This window comes from Sediminibacterium sp., assembly GCF_051860225.1.
Classification (GTDB): Bacteria; Bacteroidota; Bacteroidia; order Chitinophagales; family Chitinophagaceae; genus Sediminibacterium.
The window spans coordinates 1,261,466-1,279,207 of sequence record NZ_JBHYEI010000001.1 but is presented as its reverse complement, the minus strand read 5'-3'; the positions used below and the strand labels follow the sequence as shown (position 1 = coordinate 1,279,207).

Sequence of the window (17,742 nt, the reverse complement as noted above, 5' to 3'; positions counted from 1 at the left end):
TAGTTTCTACAGCCTTAATGGCATACAAAAAGTAATTCATCATGACGAGTGCCGAAATTCGCCAACAATTCCTCGATTTTTTTGCTTCTAAAAAGCATCAAATTGTATCATCTGCTCCTATAGTAGTAAAAAATGACCCTACCCTACTTTTTACGAATGCAGGGATGAATCAATTCAAAGATTATTTTCTAGGAAATACTAAGCCTTCTAGCCCAAGAATTGCGGATACGCAAAAATGTTTACGCGTAAGTGGTAAGCACAATGATTTAGAGGAGGTAGGGGTTGATACTTATCACCATACCATGTTTGAAATGTTAGGGAACTGGAGTTTTGGAGATTATTTTAAAGCGGAAGCCATTGCTTGGAGCTGGGAACTTTTAACTGAAGTATATAAGCTCCCAAAAGATCGATTGTATGTTTCTGTATTTGAGGGCGACCCTTCAGAGGGTATTCCTCCTTCTACAATTGCCTTAGAAGAGTGGAAAAAACTAGTTGCCGTAGACCATATTATTTATGGGAATAAAAAGGATAATTTTTGGGAAATGGGAGATACAGGTCCTTGTGGCCCATGTTCTGAAATACATGTAGATTGTAGGTCTGACGAAGAGCGAGCAAAAATTCCTGGAAGCCAATTGGTCAATAAAGACCATCCACAAGTCATTGAAATCTGGAACAATGTATTCATTCAATACAACCGATTAAAAGATGGTTCCTTGGTAGAATTACCAGCTAAACATGTGGATACAGGTATGGGCTTTGAAAGATTAGTGCGCGTTATTCAAGGCAAACAAAGCAATTATGATACCGATGTATTCACTGGAACTTTCGAAGCTATTGAAAAAATAACGGGCAATCAATATGATCGTTCCGATTCTAAAGAAGCCATTGCTTTTAGGGTTATTGCAGATCATATTAGGGCAATTGGATTTACCATTGCAGATGGTCAATTACCATCGAATACTGGTGCAGGATATGTTGTCAGAAGAATTCTTAGAAGAGCAGTTAGATATTATTATTCTTACTTGAATTATAAGCAGCCATTATTGTTTCAATTGATGCCGGTATTGGCAAAGCAATTTGAAAAAGTATTCCCCGAATTACAACAACAATTAGATTTTGTAAATAAAGTTGTAAAAGAAGAGGAAGATGCATTCTTAAAAACCTTAGACAAAGGATTGAAAAGAATGGATGATATGATTAAAAACAGCACCGATATCATTGATGGAAAAGCTGCATTTGAATTATTCGACACATTTGGTTTTCCAATTGACCTAACTAGATTAATAGCAGCAGAAAATAACAGAACCATTGACGAAGCTGGCTTTGAAAGCGAAATGCAGCAACAAAAAAATAGAAGTAGAGCAGCTGCAACATTAGATACAGAAGATTGGGTAATTGTTAGTGAAGAGAAAGGGAATGGATTTGTGGGCTACACGGCATTAAACACGGAGAGTAAAATTACCAAATTCAGAAAAATTAGTTCAAAAGGGAAAACGCAATTTCAATTAGTATTCAACACTACTCCTTTTTACGCAGAAAGCGGTGGTCAAGTTGGGGATACAGGTTGGTTAGATTTTGGAACCGAAAAAATTGCAGTAACCGATACTAAAAAAGAGAACGACTTAATTGTTCACTTTGTAAATCAATTACCAGCAGAAATTGCATCAACATTTACTGCTACAGTGGATGCAGAAAGAAGATTATTCACTTGTTATAATCATACTGCAACTCATTTACTTCATGCAGCATTACGTAAAGTGTTGGGCACCCATGTTGCACAAAAAGGTTCTTTGGTCAATCAAGATAACCTTCGATTCGACTTCTCCCATTTTGCTCGATTAACGGATGAAGAAGTTATAGAAGTTGAAAGGATTGTAAATGAAAAAATTAGAGAAAATATTCCAGTCGTTATTACAGAAATGCCCAAAGAAGAAGCACTTAAATTAGGTGCAATGGCTTTATTTGGAGAAAAATATGGAGATAAAGTTAGAGTAGTTGTAGCAGACCCTAACTACTCTGTTGAATTATGTGGAGGCACACATGTAATGCATACTGGTATGATTGGCTTACTTAAAATTACTGCTGAGTCTGCAGTTGCAGCTGGGGTAAGAAGAATTGAAGCATTAACAGGTAGCAACGCTTTAAATTATTTAAATAAACAATTTAATGAACTAAGAACGGTTGCTGGTTTATTAAAAACACAGGATCCAATTAAAGCGGTAGAAAAATTAATTCAAGAAAAACAAGAGAGCGAGAAAAGATTAGAAAGCCTTGAAGCAAAACAGCTACAATCCATCCGTGATATCCTGTTGCAAAAATCAAAACAAATTGTTATTGGCAGCAATGAAGGGCAATTTATTGGTGAACTAGTTGAAGTGAATAGTGCAGACCAGTTGAAGAAACTTTGCTTCGATTTAAAAACAGAATTGGGTGATCACTATGTGGTAGTACTATGTGCAAACATTACTGGGAAAGCAGCAGTTTGTATCATGCTAAGTGATAGCATAGTATCTGAAAAGGGATTAGAAGCGCCTAAATTAATCAAAGAGTATGCAACTCCCTTAATTAAAGGCGGTGGCGGTGGTCAAAAAACACTGGCTACAGCTGGTGGGCAAGACGCATCAAATTTGAAGGAATTGATACTACAAATAAGCAGTCTTTTATAATGGATTTATCCCAAAAATACCAGGCCGTTATTGGTCTTGAAGTACATGCTCAATTAGCAACCAATAGTAAGTTGTTTAGTGGGGATAGTATTGCATTTGGCAATGCCCCTAACACACAGGTAAGTCCTATTTCCTTGGCTCATCCCGGAAGTTTGCCAAAACTTAATCAACAAGCCGTTGAATACGCGGTAAAAATGGGATTGGCCTGCAATTGTACGATAGCCGAACAGTCTTTTTTTGCAAGAAAGAACTACTTCTATCCAGACCTTCCCAAGGGATACCAAATATCCCAACATACCCATCCCATATGTATTGGCGGGTTTGTGACGATTAAAACTGCTGAAGGGGAAAGAGCAGTTCAATTAAATCGAATCCATTTGGAGGAAGATGCAGGTAAAAGCATCCACGATTTAGACCCCAATAATACTTGTATCGATTTAAATAGAGCGGGAACTCCTCTAATTGAAATTGTTACTGAACCTGATTTATTTTCTGCAGAAGAAGCTTGGCAATATGTTACTGAAATTAGAAAACTAGTCCGTTGGATTGGTATTTGTGATGGAAATATGGAGGAGGGTAGCCTTAGATGCGATGCAAATATTTCTGTAAAATTAAAAGGCGCTGAACAATTAGGCACTAAAGTAGAAGTAAAGAATTTAAACTCTATTAGGAATGTAAAAAAAGCGATTGAGTTTGAAATCAATAGAATCATTGACGAATTAGAAAAAGGAAATCGCATTCAACAACAAACCCGAAGTTTTAATGCAGATAATGATACCACTTTTGCCATCAGAGACAAGGAAGAAGCAAATGACTATCGTTATTTTCCTGATCCAGATTTGCCACCTATTTATTTGACACAATCCTATATTGATGCAGTAAAAGCAGCTATGCCATCACTTCCCCATCAGCTCATGCAACAATATCAAACAGCATATCAATTAAGTGCTTATGATGCAAGCCAACTTTGTGAAGAAAAATCGATTGCTGCTTTTTTTGAGCAAACCATTCAGCTAACTTCTCACTATAAAATGGTTGCTAATTGGATTTTAGGACCTATTAAACAATTGATGAATGAATCACAAAAATCCATTCAAGAACTTGGGCTTACACCGAATGGATTAGTGCAAATGATTGAGCTAATAGAAGCTGGGAAAGTTAATTTCTCAATTGCTGCATCCAAATTATTACCTGCCTTATTACATACTTCCGCATCTGCTTTATCATTAGCAGAATCATTAAACCTAATACAGGTTAGCGATACCAATGAACTAGATAGATGGATTAACGAAACAATTGAATCAATGCCCGAAAAAATAAAGGAATACCAAAAGGGTAAAAAAGGACTAATCGGACTATTTGTGGGAGAAGTTAAAAAGAGAAGTAAGGGTAAAGCTGACCCGAAATTAGTTACCGAAATGCTTGAGCAAAAATTAAACTTTTAATAGATACTTATGAAAAAAATGATTTTTTTATTTCTGGGTACAGCGCTAATGGTTAGTGCTTGTGATCAGAAAAAAAAGTACGGGGCTTTTACTGTTAAAGGCACCATCAAAAATGCAATCGCTCCTAAAGTCTATTTACAAGAGCTACCCTATGGTGGAGAACAACCCATTATTTTAGATTCTATCAGTCTACAGGCTGATGGAAAATTTAGTTTAAAGGGTATTGCCAAAGAAGAGGGACTATACAGATTAGTATTAGAAAATGGCCCAGATGTTTTAATCGTTAATGACAACGATGAAATTGAAGTTGATTTAGATGTTACTAGGTACAGGGTTTATGAAGTAAAGAACTCTCCTGCTTCAGCCGCAATGCACACTTTATTTGAAGATTACCGCAAAAAAGATTCTGCTTTGTATGCAGTATTTATGGAGATTGATTCTTTACAAGCTCAACCTAAATCAGATAGTTTACTCAAAGTAATTCAAGGAACTAGAGACGCTAAAGTAAAAGAAATGAATACCATGGTTCGTAACTTTATAAAAGAAAGCGAAAGCCCTGCAGCAAGGTATTATGCTTTAGGTATGGCTTCAAGAACCATGACGCCTGATGAACTAAAAACATTGGTAAATGAGTCCGCGGAAAAGTACAAAGAACATACCGGACTAAAGAAAATAAAAGAGCTCATCAATGCTACCGCTAAACAACAACCAGCTGCGCCTCCTGCCTATGCTTTGTTAGGAAAAGATGCTCCTGAAATTAATTTACCCGACTTAGATGGAAAACCATTTTCATTGAGTAGCTTAAAAGGTAAATATGTTTTAGTAGATTTTTGGGCAAGTTGGTGCGGCCCTTGCAGAAAAGAAAATCCCAATGTTGTGGCGGCTTACAATCAATTTAAAAATAAAAACTTCACCATTTTAGGAGTATCACTTGATGATGATAAACAAGCTTGGTTAGACGCTATTAAGATGGATAAATTAAATTGGAAACATGTAAGTGACTTGAAGCAATGGCAAAGTGAAATGCCAAATGTATATCAATTCAACGCCATTCCTTTTAACGTATTGATTAGCCCTGAAGGAAAAATTATCGCATCAGATTTAAGAGGTCAGCAATTATTTAAAACACTAGAGGATTTAATAAAATAATACTTGATTTCCTACAAAATAAAAACTGCCGACATACTAGATACCGGCAGTTTTTTTATGTACTTAATTAAATTAGTTCTGACTAATTACTAATCCAATCTTATTAATTTCGGTAGCTGGTTTAATTAAACTGTTGCCAGTCACTTCCAATACCAAATTTACAGGAGTAGCACTTGAAACACCTGGGTTCAAGATATTAACTACTGCTTCACCAAAACTGCTATTAGCAGGGATAGTGATGGTTCCAGGAATTGTGAAATGAGTTCCAGAAACTGCAGTGGTAGAAGCTGCAACTACGCTATAATTAATGGTTTGAGCAGTATTCTGCTGGGCACCAATTAAGTTAACACGGAAACGGATTGTGCCGCTATTTCTGCTAATCAAAGGATCAGTAGCAGCAACTGGCATACCGTAAGGAGGAACACGATTCAATACAGGCCATGTTACACCTGCTCCACGTGCATTCCAAGATGCAGCATCAAATTCAACTTGAAGATCTTTAATAGTGAGGGTATTTTGTTTGATACAACCCACCATCGTAAACAAAGTTGCGATTAAAATAAAGGTACTTAATACTAATTTTTTCATTTTGTTTCTTTTAGTGGTGAATTAATATCCTACATTTTGTCTCATATTAGGGTTTCCAACCAACTCACCGTCAGGAATTCTTGCCAACATGCGGAAATCTGAGAAGTTTACTGTAAATCCAACACTAGGATCTTTGATAATATCTCTGCCTAAACGCTTCAAATCATGGAAGCGGTGACCTTCAAAAGCCAATTCTGCTAAGCGTTGGTTTAGAATTTCTTCTAAAACTGCAGGACCAGTTAAGCTAACAGCAGCTAAGCCTCTACGAGCACGAAGATCATTGATATCTGTGAGCGCAGATGCAACATTACCTAAACGAAAATGAGCTTCTGCACGAATCAATAACATTTCTGCATGACGTAAAACAGGTACGTTATCTAAGTTTAAGAAACCACTTTTACCAAAGTACTTTGTACACTCAATGAAACGAGGGTTAGTACGCTGTCCACCCCACTCATATAATTGGTTGCGCACATCAGATGTTCTTGTTAATGTTGGTAGCGCAATTGTATTAGCAATTGAAAGTGAAGCAGGGAAACCAGAAAGACCTACAGCATTCAACTGTAATGCGTTAGGTACTAAATCTCCCCAACCACCATTACTACCAGGAGCTCCAAGTGTTCCCATTGAAGTCATTGTAGTTTGAAGCGCTTCGTTTACCCCTAAACTTTCAGCAGCAATGGAAAAACGTACTTCAAAAATAGATTCAGGGTTGGTAGAAGCTCTCCATCCTGCAACGTGGTTAGATGCGGTGGTTAATGATCCAATACCACCAGTCAATGCGTTGCTTGCAGCATCACGTGCAGCAGCATAGTTGCCATTGTATAATTGAACACGAGCCAATAAAGCTTGAGCTGCAGCTCTTGTTGCAAAATGAGGAGCACCATTACGAGCTACCTCCGCAGGCTGAAGCTTAGCAGAAGAAAGCGTAAGGTCGTTAATGATGAAATTGTAACATTCTTGAATTGAGGCACGAGCAGGTCTAAAAGCAGCAGCAGTATCTTTATTGTCAACAGCTGTACTTCTTAACACAACACCGCCACGGTTAGACGCATCTAAAATAGCAGTTGGATCGTATGCATAGGCACGCATTAAATCATGGTAAACTAATGCACGTACAAAACGCATTTCACCTTCCCAACGATCACGCTGAACTTGTGTTGCAGCCGTCATACGAGGTATCGCATCCAATACCAAGTTACAGTCATTGATAGTAGAGTATGCAGTACCCCAGTTAACATAATGTGCACCCACGTTATTACGTGCTTCAGGAGCTAGTCTTCCAGATTTACCTGTTGCAACTGCATTATCAGCCAATGCATCTCCGTATACTACGAAGTCGCGACCATATAATACACGAGATTTAAGTGTTGCATAAACCCCAATAACAGCTGCATCAACACTCGCAGGAGAGCTTAAAGCAGTAGACGCATCTATTGACTGTCTGGGAAGAACATTCAAGTCTTTGTCAGAGCAGGAAGTCATTAATAGACTTACTAAAGACGCGGTGATAAAAAATTTATTCATATTGATTTTCATAATATTCATTCATTTAGATGTTTAGAAACCAAGTTGCAAACCAACAGTGATGTTCTTGTTTTGTGGAACAATACCAGTTGCCGCACCTACGAATTCAGGATCATAACCAGGATAGTCAGAATAGGTCCAAAGGTTTGTTCCCTGAATATAGAATCTAGCCATTGACATTTTCCAACGTTGCATCAATTCTCTAGGGAAGTTATAAGCAAGCATCACTGTTCTCAAGCGGATATAATCTGCTTTGAATAAATAATTCTGTCCAGTGAAACGACCAGAACTTGCGAAATCAGTATTATTATTGAATGGTCTAGGAATATTGGTGATTTGACCTGGCTTTGTCCAACGAGCATCATAAATAGACTGCAATGAATTAAATGCACGTCCACCAATTTCACCCATAAAGTTAACCTGTCCATCACTCACCGTACGTCCGTACTCGTAGTTAAAGAAGAAAGAAGCTTCGAAGTTTTTGAAAGAGAATGAATTCTCGAAACCACCATTGTAAACAGGAATGGTTTGACCAGATAAACGCTGATCAGCAGGAATCAATGGATTGTAAGTTAGATTTCCATCAGCCTTATACCACATTGCACGACCAGTTGCAGGATTCACACCAGCATAGTTTGCTACAAAGAAAGAACCCAATGGAGCTCCTACGCGGATTGCGTTGTTTCCTGGTAATACTTGGAGTCCATCATATAAACCAGAGATAAAGTTTTTATTATATGCAAAAATGAAGTTAGTTCTCCATTTAAACGCCTTATCAATGATTTTAAATCCAACAGTTGCTTCAATACCTTCATTGGTTACTTCACCAACGTTATCGGTGAATGAACCGAAACCAGTTGTTGCATAAAGAGAACGACCTAATAATAATTTACTATTGATTCTTCTATATAAGTCTACACTAGCAGTAATGCGGTCATTGAATAAACCAACATCAACTCCCAAGTTGTTTTCTGTTCTTAACTCCCAACGAAGGGTTGGACTAGCCAACTGGCTATAGAAAATACCAGGATTACCAGCGTATTGACGACCACCGCCAAATAAACCTAATGCATCAAAGTTACCAATCTGGTCGTTACCAGACTGTCCCCATGAGTAACGTACTTTCAAGTTATTTAACCAATTTGAAGTTTTAGACATGAACTTTTCATTGGTTACATTCCAACCAAATTGGAAAGATGGGAAAGTAGCGAAACGGTTGTTTGAACCAAATCTTGAAGATCCATCACGACGAACTGATGCTACAATGCTATATCGTCTATCATATTCATAGCTCACACGGCCAAAAATAGAGAATACACGGCTACCAGTCCAAAAACCAGTTGCACCTAATGGAGTAGCTGCAGTATTGATAGTTCTGAAATCAGGAGTTGGGAAACCTTCAGCAGAAGCACCAATTTGTTCGTTCACATCATTACGGTACTCTGTACCAGCAAGAGCAGAAACACTGTGTTTACCACCAAAAGTCTTATTGTAGTTTAATGTATGGAAAGTCAAGAAGTTGGTGTTCCAGTTAGAGTTGGCAGAACCTAAACCACGACGGTTTAAGTACTCATCCAAACGAGGATCACCATAAAATTCAGTTTGTACTAAACGATAGTCTAAACCAAATTTACCTTGGTAACGTAGTCCCTTTGCAATTTCATAGTTGATTGTAAAGCTACCCACCATTTGATTGGTTCTTTGCTTGTTTGTATTCAAAGCATTCACCGCTAATGGATTGAAACTTAAGATACCAGCAACTGCCTGACCACTTCCTGGTAAACCATACCAGCTTCCATCAGGGTTAGTGATTGGGTTATGAGGCAAAATAGTAGGACCAGCAAAAGCGATATTACCTAAGAAGGCTCCACCACCAGCTCCACCAAATGGTCCATTCTGGCTAATAGTACTCAAACTGATTTGAGACTCAATAGAAAGCTTGCGGTTAATTTTATGTGATAAAGAGGTTAACAAAGTTCCACGGGTAAAATTAACAGGAGTAACAATAGCTTCAGTAGAATTATAAGAACCGGAAACATAATAAGTAGTCTTATCGTTACCACCTCTTAAAGACAAATTGGTTTGTCTTACATTACCATTTTGCATACCAGCAGCTTGCCAATCATAATTGGTTAAGCCACGAATTTGATCGTCTGTAAATGCAGTATTAATTCCAAGACCTGCAAGAACATTCGCCCTAACGGCAGCTGCAGTTGCACGAGGACTCGCGTTTTGTACAGCTTCAATTCTTGATTGAACAATCTCGGAAATATTCAACACATCAAAAAACTTTAAAGGGCTAGTAACACCAAACTGAGTGTTCACCATTACTTCGTTTTTGCCAGCTTTACCCTTTTTAGTGGTAATTAAAACCACACCATTACCACCTCTTGCACCATAGATAGAAGTTGCAGCAGCATCTTTCAAAATTTCGAAAGACTCAATATCATCTGGGTTCAAGAAGGCAATTGGGTTGGTTTGTGTTTGAATATTAGTGGTAGCACCATTAATTTGGATACCATCCACTACAAAAAGTGGTTGAGTACCTGCATTAATAGATCCAGCACCACGGATTAAGATGTTTACCGCACCACCTGGTACACCGTTGTTTGCATTTACTTGCACACCAGACGCTCTACCTTGTAATAAACGGTCTACTGATGGAGCAGGAATGTTTTCAATTTGCTTACCATCAATTCTGGATACAGCAGCATTCACTTCACGTTTCTTTTGCTGCTGGTAACCTGTAACAATTACTTCTTCCAAGTCATCAGCACTTGCTTTTAAAGTAATACTGTAAGTATTAGATGCACCCAAACGAACTTCTTGTTTCTCAAAGTTCACAGAAGTAATCACAAGTGTTTTACCTGTAGCGGGTACATTTAAAGAGAAGGAACCATCATTCTTGGTAGTAGTACCAACTTGTGTTCCCATAACTAATACAGATGCATTTGGAATTGGAGCTCCCTTGTCATCTAGTACTTTTCCTGTGATAGCTTTAGTTTGTGCCAACAATGATGTTAGCGACAGAAAAAAAGCCATCATGAGCATAACGAGTTTTCTCATAAAGCAGTTTTTTTAATTTTCGGTCTTCGCAATATAGTTAACTAACTCATAATCATTGTCAAAACCTTAAAAAAATCTTTAAATCAGGGCCTAGAAATTTATAACTATAAGGAATAAAAAGCAGTTTGTTTAATGCAAAAAAGAGAAAATCGTCGATTTATTTAACTTTTCTGAGTTTAAAAGGCATAAAAAAAGGACCCCTAAAAGGAGTCCTTTTTTTATTTAAAACTGAACCAATTAGTTATCTACACAAAGTGGATTCAATAATAATTCAGAAGAAGAGATTGGCCAGATATATTGTTGAGCAGTAGCAGGAATTGCAGCTACGCCAGGTTTTGCAGGTAACGGTAAACCTAAGCGAGTTAAGTCTGTTCCACGTAAACCTTCACCTAAAAACTCAATTCTTCTCTCTGTAAGAATTGCATTAGCTAATGCATCTGAATTAGCAAAATCTGCAGCAGCAAAAACAGTTGAGGCATCAGAACGACCTCTAACTGCATTTAACAACGCAATGGCTTGAGGGTCAACCGTATTCGTAGACCTTACTCTTGCTTCTGCTAAATTTAATAAAACTTCTGCATAACGAATAACTGGCGCATAATCTATGAAAGTAGCAGGCACACTGTATTTAGTTAGATAGCTTTTGCCGCCAAATACACCAATCATAGTTCTTCTTCTATCAGTAGCTTTCCAGCCTGCATCAGAAATAATACCAGTGGGTAACAATGAATATTCTCCATTACCACCGTTAAATGCAGCAGGCCCATAATAATACCCTAATTGATTTTGCCCACCTGGTTGTTCATTAGAAGCAAAAGGCATAGACAAGATTGATTCAGATGTAGTATAAGGTGCTTTAAATACATTGGTAATATCTGCTTGTAATGCATGTGTAACACCTGAAGTAGAAGTAAATGGTGCAGTTGCACTTACGATTTTATTCGCTTCAGTAATAACGTCTGCATATCTACGCATACTCAAGTAAACTCTCGTTTTCAAGGCAATTGCAGTGTTTCTATGTGCACGAGTTGTATTGTTGAATGCATTACTATTTGTAGTAGGTAAATTGGTTTCAGCAAAATTTAAATCGGCTAAAATTTGCGTATAAACTTCTGCCACTGTAGCTCTTGCTAAAGCATAATTATCAGAACCAGTATTTCCCTTTAAACGCAAAGGAACACCAGGCTTAGAGCCATTGCCATCCCAGAAAGGACGGGCATATAATTGCAACAACGAATAATAACTCATTGCTCTTAATAAACGGGCTTCCGCTTGAAAATTATTAGAAAGCGTAGCACCTACAACTGCAGTTCCTTTTGCAGCCATTCCATCTAGAAATACATTTGACAAGTTGATTACATAATAAGCCCTTGACCAATGGTTCTGAACAGAGTTAGTAGAACTGTTAGAAGGTGTGTAGTTCCAAACATCAAAACCAGTAACTACGTTGGTTCGATCGTTCATAAACTCTTCACCACGGATATCATTAAAAATTTGGTAACGACCACCGTACATACCAGCATTTTTAATAGAGGTATAAATTGCCCGAACCTGCCCTTCAATTCTGTCTTTACTGTCAAATGCAGTAAGATCAGATATCACGTTGGTAGGAACCGGATTAACAAAATTGTCTTTGGCACAAGAGCTCAATTGAACCAGCCCAGCAGCCATCAAAACATATAATAGGTTCTTTTTCATTTTTCTGAATTAATAGTTTAACAATTAGAATCCAACATTTAAACCAACAGTAATAGTACGCTGGTTGGCTACAGTATTTCTGTCAATACCAAAGTTGGTGGTACCATTTCCGTTAGAAGAAACTTCAGGATCTGGACCAGGATACTTGGTGAGTATTAACAAGTTGTTTCCTGAAACATAAAAGCGAAGATTTGAAATTTTAGCTTTTTCCAATACTGTTTTAGGGATATTATATCCAATAGTTAAAGTTCTTAACTTAATGAAATCTCCTTTAAACACGTTAATATCAAGAGGGAAAGAAGATCCGTTTGATACGTTGTCTCCAAATACTGGCTTTGGAAACTCAGTAACATCACCTGGCTTCTGCCATCTGTTTAATACTCCTACTTCATTATTCCAAAAACGCTGATCTCTTAAACCAGCTTGAGTACCATAATATAACCAGTTACCCATTTGATAAGTAAACAAAGCATTCAATTCAAAGTTCTTGAATCTGATGTTATTTTCCCATCCTCCAAATATTTTTGCATGTGTGTTTTTATAAACCACAGCATCAGCACTACTTACAGTTGGAGCAGTAGTTCCGTCAGCATACATGAAACGAGACTGACCTGCAGGTGCAACGTGTTGGAAAAATACTTGACGGCCTTGGTTATTAATAAAAATTCTACGACCTGTTGCAGGGTCAACACCAGCAGTTCTAGTTACAAACAACATACCAATTGGTTGACCTGGCAAAGTGATACTAGGATTCTCTAATCCACTAGTTGAAGAAACGATGTTTGTAATGCCTGGCGCAAGCGACAATACTTTATTGTCATTAGTTGATAAGTTAAACGAAGTAGACCAGCTAAAGTCTTTCTTCTGAATAACATCATAACGTAAATCAAATTCAAAACCCCTATTATACATAGAACCAATATTGGTAGGTATGTTAGAGGGCAAACCAGCAGAAGGAGGTTGTGGTACAAATAACAATAAACCATCATTGTTACTATTATAATAACCAATTTCAGCTGTTAAACGATCATTGAATAAACCAAAGTTTAAACCAATATCTGTTTTCTTACTTGTTTCCCAAGTAAGGTTAGGATTACCTGCTTGGCTATATGCAACTGTAGGGAACCCACCATATAAACCAGAACCATAAGTAGACAATGAAGCAAAGTTACCTAAACCTCCAATATTACCTACTTTACCATAACTAGCTCTTAACCTTAAACTACTGAATACTTGATCCAATTTAAGATTTTGAACAAATTTTTCTGTTAATACATCCCAACTAGCTGAAACACCCCAGAAAGTTCCATACTTGCTATTTGCACCTAATTGAGATGCACCATCTCTACGAATATTCGCAGTTAAAAAATACTTTCTACTGAAGTTGTACTGCGCACGAGCAAACTCAGAATACAAGTAGTTTTCTCCAATACCTAGTCCAGATGTGTTTGGCGTAGCCCAACCACCCTGAATATTCGTAAACGCAGGATCAGAAACCGTTACACGGTTTAAGCCATAGCTACTGTTGTCTGTTTTTTGGTGTTCAATACCTGCCAATACACTCACAGTGTGCCTTTCAGCAAATACTTTGTCAAACTGCGCAGTTGTAGTCCAAACCCAACGCTTAGTCTTATTAAAAATAGAGGTTGCAGAACCAGTGGTAGAGAAACCTTCTCCAGATAATGGATGAGAGAAAATATCATTGTCAATCATCTGGTAGTCTAGACCATATTGTGTTCTTAGTGCCAACCAATTGACTGGCTTAAATTGAGCATAAACGTTACTAATAAAACGTTCACCATATGCATGCGATCTATTTAAATCCAAAGCGATCTGTGGATTATAAAAACCAACTTGACCTAACTTATTACCCATCACGCCAATTAGCCCATTGGCCTGGTTGTAAGAGCCATCTGCTAAATAAGGACCTACGTTAGGGGCTGTAACCAATGCCACACGGCCCATACCGTTGGTATTGAATGCCTCCCCAGACAAAGAACCAGAACTAGAAGCAGCTAAGTTTTTATCACTAGTATATTGAATCTTGCCTCCCATGGTAAAGAACTTACCCGCTTTGTGGTCAATATTCATCAACAAGCTCAAACGCTTGAAATCATTTTTTCTGATAATACCCTGTTGCTCTGTATAACCTGCAGAAAAATAATAGTTAGTAGATTCATTAGCGCCAGATACACTTACAGTGTTACTATGCTGTAAACCTTGTCTGTAAATAATATCAGCCCAATTGGTATTAATAATTTTTCCATCTGGTCCTAAAGTAGTTGCAAATGCATTTGTTGCAGCGTTGAAGGTACCAGCATTACGCAAAGCTTCATTTTTATAATCGGTATACTGTTGAGCATCCAATACTTTTTGAAGTCTTTGTGGATTGCTAAAACCAACCCAACTGTCTAATGTAACTTTTGAACGACCTGACTTTCCTTTTTTAGTAGTAATGAATAACACACCGTTTGCAGCACGGCTACCATAAATAGCAGTGGCAGCAGCATCTTTTGCTACGTCAACACTTTCGATATCATTAGGATTGATTGATGACAAAGCGTTACCTGCAGCATTAGTAGAACTGCTGTTTCCGTCAAAAATTGGCACACCATCAACTACTATGAGGGGGCTAGAAGACAATGAAATAGAATTCGCACCCCTGATTCTTAATACTGGAGGAGCATTTAAAACACCACTAGGTATCACCACCTGAACGCCGGCAGCCCTACCTCCTAATGCTTGTTCAAAACTTTGTGTTGGCTTATCTGCCAATGCAGCACCCTTAACACTGGCAACACTACCAGTTAGGTCTTTTCTTTTTTGAGTACCATAACCTACCACAACCACTTCACTTAGTGACTTGTCTTCTTGGTTAAGGCTAACAGATACAGAAGAAAGCCCATTAATGTTTACATCTTTGGAATCGAACCCTACATAACTAATTCTAAGGGTTTTTACTTTCTCAGTAACTTGAATGGAAAAATTTCCAGCATTGTCAGTAAGTGCATTCTTGTTTGCACCCACTGCACTTACAGTAACACCACTGAGGGGTGTTCCTTTTTCATCAGCTACTTTACCAGTAACTGTTCGAGCAGTTTGAGCGTATGCTTGAGCCACTAATAGCAATGCACACGTCAAAAAAACGGCTAGTTTTCTCATGCGAGTTTAGTTTTAGTTTAAGATTTGTTAAATTTAGGCAGATTTTATATACAAAACGCTGCAACAAATCGAAAACTTTTATCCACTTATCCGCATAAAGTACCAATTATCCTTTCTTATTACCAGAAATAGTCAGTATTAGAACAGGTAATAATACCAAATTTGTAATAGTTCCTACAACTAATGTTAATGAAGTAAGCCAACCCAAAGCCTTAGTTCCGCCAAAATCACTGAAACTAAAAATGACAAAACCCGCAATCAAAACCAGCGAAGTATAGATGATACTGATTCCAGTATGCCTAATTGTGTGAATCAATGTAGGATTAACTTGATTATTATGAGCGGGGAGCTCTTGTTTGTAATTGATTAAAAAACGAATGGTCACGTCAATCACAATACCCAATGCCACACTAAACACCAATACAGTAGAAGGTTTTAATGCAATGCCAGCCCAACCCATGACCCCTGCTGTAACAATTAATGGAATTAAATTAGGAATAAGTGAACTGACTAGTATTCGCATCGACTTAAACAAGTAAAGCATACAAAGCGTAATCAGTAAGAAAGCCCAAAAAATACTTTCTTTTAATCCATTGATGATAAAGCTAGACCCTTCTAAAAAACTTACACTACTTCCAGTAAAACTCACTTTATAGGTTGCTGTATCAAAAACTTGATTGGCCCTTGCTTCAAATGCGGCCAATAATTCAGGCAATTTAGCACTACCAACATCTTTCATGTTCACACTAATTCTTGCCTTCTGCTTATTACTATCGATAAAATTATTAATCAATCTATTAAAAGCACCTGAGCCATCACTTTTACTACTACTGTCTTTTTTAGCTTTTAAATACGGTCCTATAAAAGCAAGATCACTCTCGTATGGAATAGCATAACTTAAAGAATCCCCATCATAGAATGCTTGCTTAGCAAACTTCAAACCTTCAACAAATGATAGAGGCCTTGCAGTATATTCAGAAGAATCTAAATAAGCAGAGAACTCATCTATTGCGGCGATTGGTTTAACGGAACGCATCAAACCATTTTTCTTTTTGGTATCTACAATAATTTCCAGCGGCATCACTCCCCCAAAATTGTCTTCAAACCATTTTAGGTCGGTATAAATTTTATCCGCTTTTGGCAAATCATCTACAATAAATCCTTCGCTTTTAATTCTAAAAATTCCGATAATGGAAATAACCGTTACAATGATTGTAACCATATAAACCATCCTAGTATGATGAAAAGTCCAACGTTCAATTTTAACTAGAATGGATGCTAAAAATGCATTATCTAAATATTTGGTGTGCTTAGTTTTTGGAGCAGGTAAAAAACTAAGTACCGGCGGAATAAAAAACAAGGATATGAAAAACAATAATAAAATATTAATTCCCGCTACTGCACCAAACTCTTTTAACAACTGACTTTTGGTTAATGCAAATACCGCAAACCCAATAGCAGCAGCAATATTGCAGAATAAAGTAACAATACCCATTCTTCCTACCATGGTAACCAATGCTTCTTCTTTGTTTCCTTTTTCCTTATAAGCAGTATGGTACTTATTTAAAAAATAAATGCAATTAGGTATTCCAATTACAACAACTAAAGGTGGAATTAAAGCAGTTAGCAAAGTGATTTTATAACCAAATAAAACAAGGGTTCCTACACTCCAAATCACCCCCATACCAACAACCAACAAACTCATAATGGTTGCACTAACAGACCGGAAAAAAATAAATAAAGTGATTGCAGAAAGGACCAATGATCCAATTAAAAACCAATTCATTTCGTCTTTAATTCTATCCCCAATAACGGTTCTGATAAAAGGCAATCCGCTAATCTGCAATGTTGACTTTGTATTCGACTCAAAAATACCAGTCTCCTTCAAAATATTATTTACAATTACCGTTCTGTATTTGCTGTTAATGGAATCTTTATTAACAGTAACTCCTAACAAATAGGCTTTTTTTTCAGGATTGTATAAAAGCGTACGATAGAAGGGTAAATTTTCGAAAGTAGATTTTGCCGAATCTAAATCAGCCTGATTTGCGTAAGGAGGATTAAAAATTTTCTGTGGAACTAATTGTTGTTTTTCTGCATCATTTAGCAGCGTTACGGCATCAGGTACACTCAACACTTCATTTACGCCAGGCACTTTTTTTAATCTTTGGCTCAATGCATATACTTCATTAAAAAAGTCTTTCTCGTAAAAACGATTGGCTTGAATCCCAATCACAACAGTATTTCCATCATTACCAAATTGCTTCAAAAAATCTTGGTATGCAATAAATTTTGGATTATCAGTAGGCAAGGCTCTGGTAAAATCATAACTCAGTTGAACCTTAGAAGCCTGCCAAGCCATGAAAGCGGTTGCAACAAACAAAAGAAATAATAAACTGATTCTAAAACGTAAGATGGTTTTCCCTGCCTTATACCACATG

9 protein-coding genes are annotated in these 17,742 nt (G+C 37.3%); 3 read left to right on the top strand and 6 right to left on the bottom strand.

Going from position 1 to position 17,742, the window contains the following annotated elements:
* The first annotated feature begins 41 nt into the window (after positions 1-41).
* Genes alaS through ACTIEI_RS05475 form a run of 3 tightly spaced genes read left to right on the top strand, consistent with a single transcriptional unit; the run spans position 42 to position 5,260 of the window.
* Positions 42-2,666, top strand: coding sequence for an alanine--tRNA ligase (gene alaS / locus ACTIEI_RS05485; RefSeq protein ID WP_439505279.1), 2,625 nt, complete (start codon positions 42-44; stop codon positions 2,664-2,666).
* Entirely contained in the window at positions 2,666-4,111 is a 1,446-nt protein-coding gene (gene gatB, locus ACTIEI_RS05480; RefSeq protein WP_439505278.1) for an Asp-tRNA(Asn)/Glu-tRNA(Gln) amidotransferase subunit GatB, read from the top strand. The genes alaS and gatB overlap by 1 nt, the downstream gene beginning before the upstream one ends.
* Positions 4,112-4,120: 9 nt before the next feature.
* Positions 4,121-5,260 (top strand): redoxin domain-containing protein, encoded by a 1,140-nt coding sequence (locus tag ACTIEI_RS05475; RefSeq protein WP_439505277.1) that lies wholly within the window; start codon positions 4,121-4,123, stop codon positions 5,258-5,260.
* 72 nt (positions 5,261-5,332) lie between these two features.
* Here ACTIEI_RS05475 and ACTIEI_RS05470 read toward each other — a convergent pair whose 3' ends face one another.
* The 6 genes from ACTIEI_RS05470 to ACTIEI_RS05445 all read right to left on the bottom strand — a co-directional run bounded on the left by ACTIEI_RS05470 (position 5,333) and on the right by ACTIEI_RS05445 (position 17,741).
* A complete protein-coding gene (locus ACTIEI_RS05470) occupies positions 5,333-5,848 on the bottom strand; it encodes a DUF4843 domain-containing protein (RefSeq protein ID WP_439505276.1) in 516 nt (171 codons plus the stop codon).
* A gap of 21 nt (positions 5,849-5,869) precedes the next feature.
* Positions 5,870-7,396 carry a RagB/SusD family nutrient uptake outer membrane protein gene (locus ACTIEI_RS05465; protein ID WP_439505275.1) on the bottom strand — a complete coding sequence of 509 codons (1,527 nt, stop codon included), beginning with the start codon at positions 7,394-7,396 and terminating at the stop codon, positions 5,870-5,872.
* 12 nt (positions 7,397-7,408) lie between these two features.
* Entirely contained in the window at positions 7,409-10,441 is a 3,033-nt protein-coding gene (locus ACTIEI_RS05460; RefSeq protein WP_439505274.1) for a SusC/RagA family TonB-linked outer membrane protein, read from the bottom strand.
* Positions 10,442-10,678: 237 nt separating this feature from the next.
* Positions 10,679-12,139 carry a RagB/SusD family nutrient uptake outer membrane protein gene (locus tag ACTIEI_RS05455; protein ID WP_439505273.1) on the bottom strand — a complete coding sequence of 487 codons (1,461 nt, stop codon included), beginning with the start codon at positions 12,137-12,139 and terminating at the stop codon, positions 10,679-10,681.
* A 24-nt stretch (positions 12,140-12,163) separates the two neighbouring features.
* Positions 12,164-15,301, bottom strand: coding sequence for a SusC/RagA family TonB-linked outer membrane protein (locus tag ACTIEI_RS05450; RefSeq protein ID WP_439505272.1), 3,138 nt, complete (start codon positions 15,299-15,301; stop codon positions 12,164-12,166).
* Between the two features lie 106 nt (positions 15,302-15,407).
* On the bottom strand, positions 15,408-17,741 hold the full coding sequence (locus tag ACTIEI_RS05445; protein ID WP_439505271.1) for an efflux RND transporter permease subunit: 2,334 nt from the start codon (positions 17,739-17,741) through the stop codon (positions 15,408-15,410).
* Position 17,742 lies beyond the last annotated feature (1 nt).

Excerpts from the sequence above, each read along its gene's own strand:
- alaS (WP_439505279.1), top strand. The coding sequence starts at position 42 with ATGACGAGTGCCGAAATTCGCCAACAATTCCTCGATTTTTTTGCTTCT.
- gatB (WP_439505278.1), top strand. The coding sequence starts at position 2,666 with ATGGATTTATCCCAAAAATACCAGGCCGTTATTGGTCTTGAAGTACAT.
- ACTIEI_RS05475 (WP_439505277.1), top strand. The coding sequence starts at position 4,121 with ATGAAAAAAATGATTTTTTTATTTCTGGGTACAGCGCTAATGGTTAGT.
- ACTIEI_RS05470 (WP_439505276.1), bottom strand. The coding sequence starts at position 5,848 with ATGAAAAAATTAGTATTAAGTACCTTTATTTTAATCGCAACTTTGTTT.
- ACTIEI_RS05465 (WP_439505275.1), bottom strand. The coding sequence starts at position 7,396 with ATGAATATTATGAAAATCAATATGAATAAATTTTTTATCACCGCGTCT.
- ACTIEI_RS05460 (WP_439505274.1), bottom strand. The coding sequence starts at position 10,441 with ATGAGAAAACTCGTTATGCTCATGATGGCTTTTTTTCTGTCGCTAACA.
- ACTIEI_RS05455 (WP_439505273.1), bottom strand. The coding sequence starts at position 12,139 with ATGAAAAAGAACCTATTATATGTTTTGATGGCTGCTGGGCTGGTTCAA.
- ACTIEI_RS05450 (WP_439505272.1), bottom strand. The coding sequence starts at position 15,301 with ATGAGAAAACTAGCCGTTTTTTTGACGTGTGCATTGCTATTAGTGGCT.
- ACTIEI_RS05445 (WP_439505271.1), bottom strand. The coding sequence starts at position 17,741 with ATGTGGTATAAGGCAGGGAAAACCATCTTACGTTTTAGAATCAGTTTA.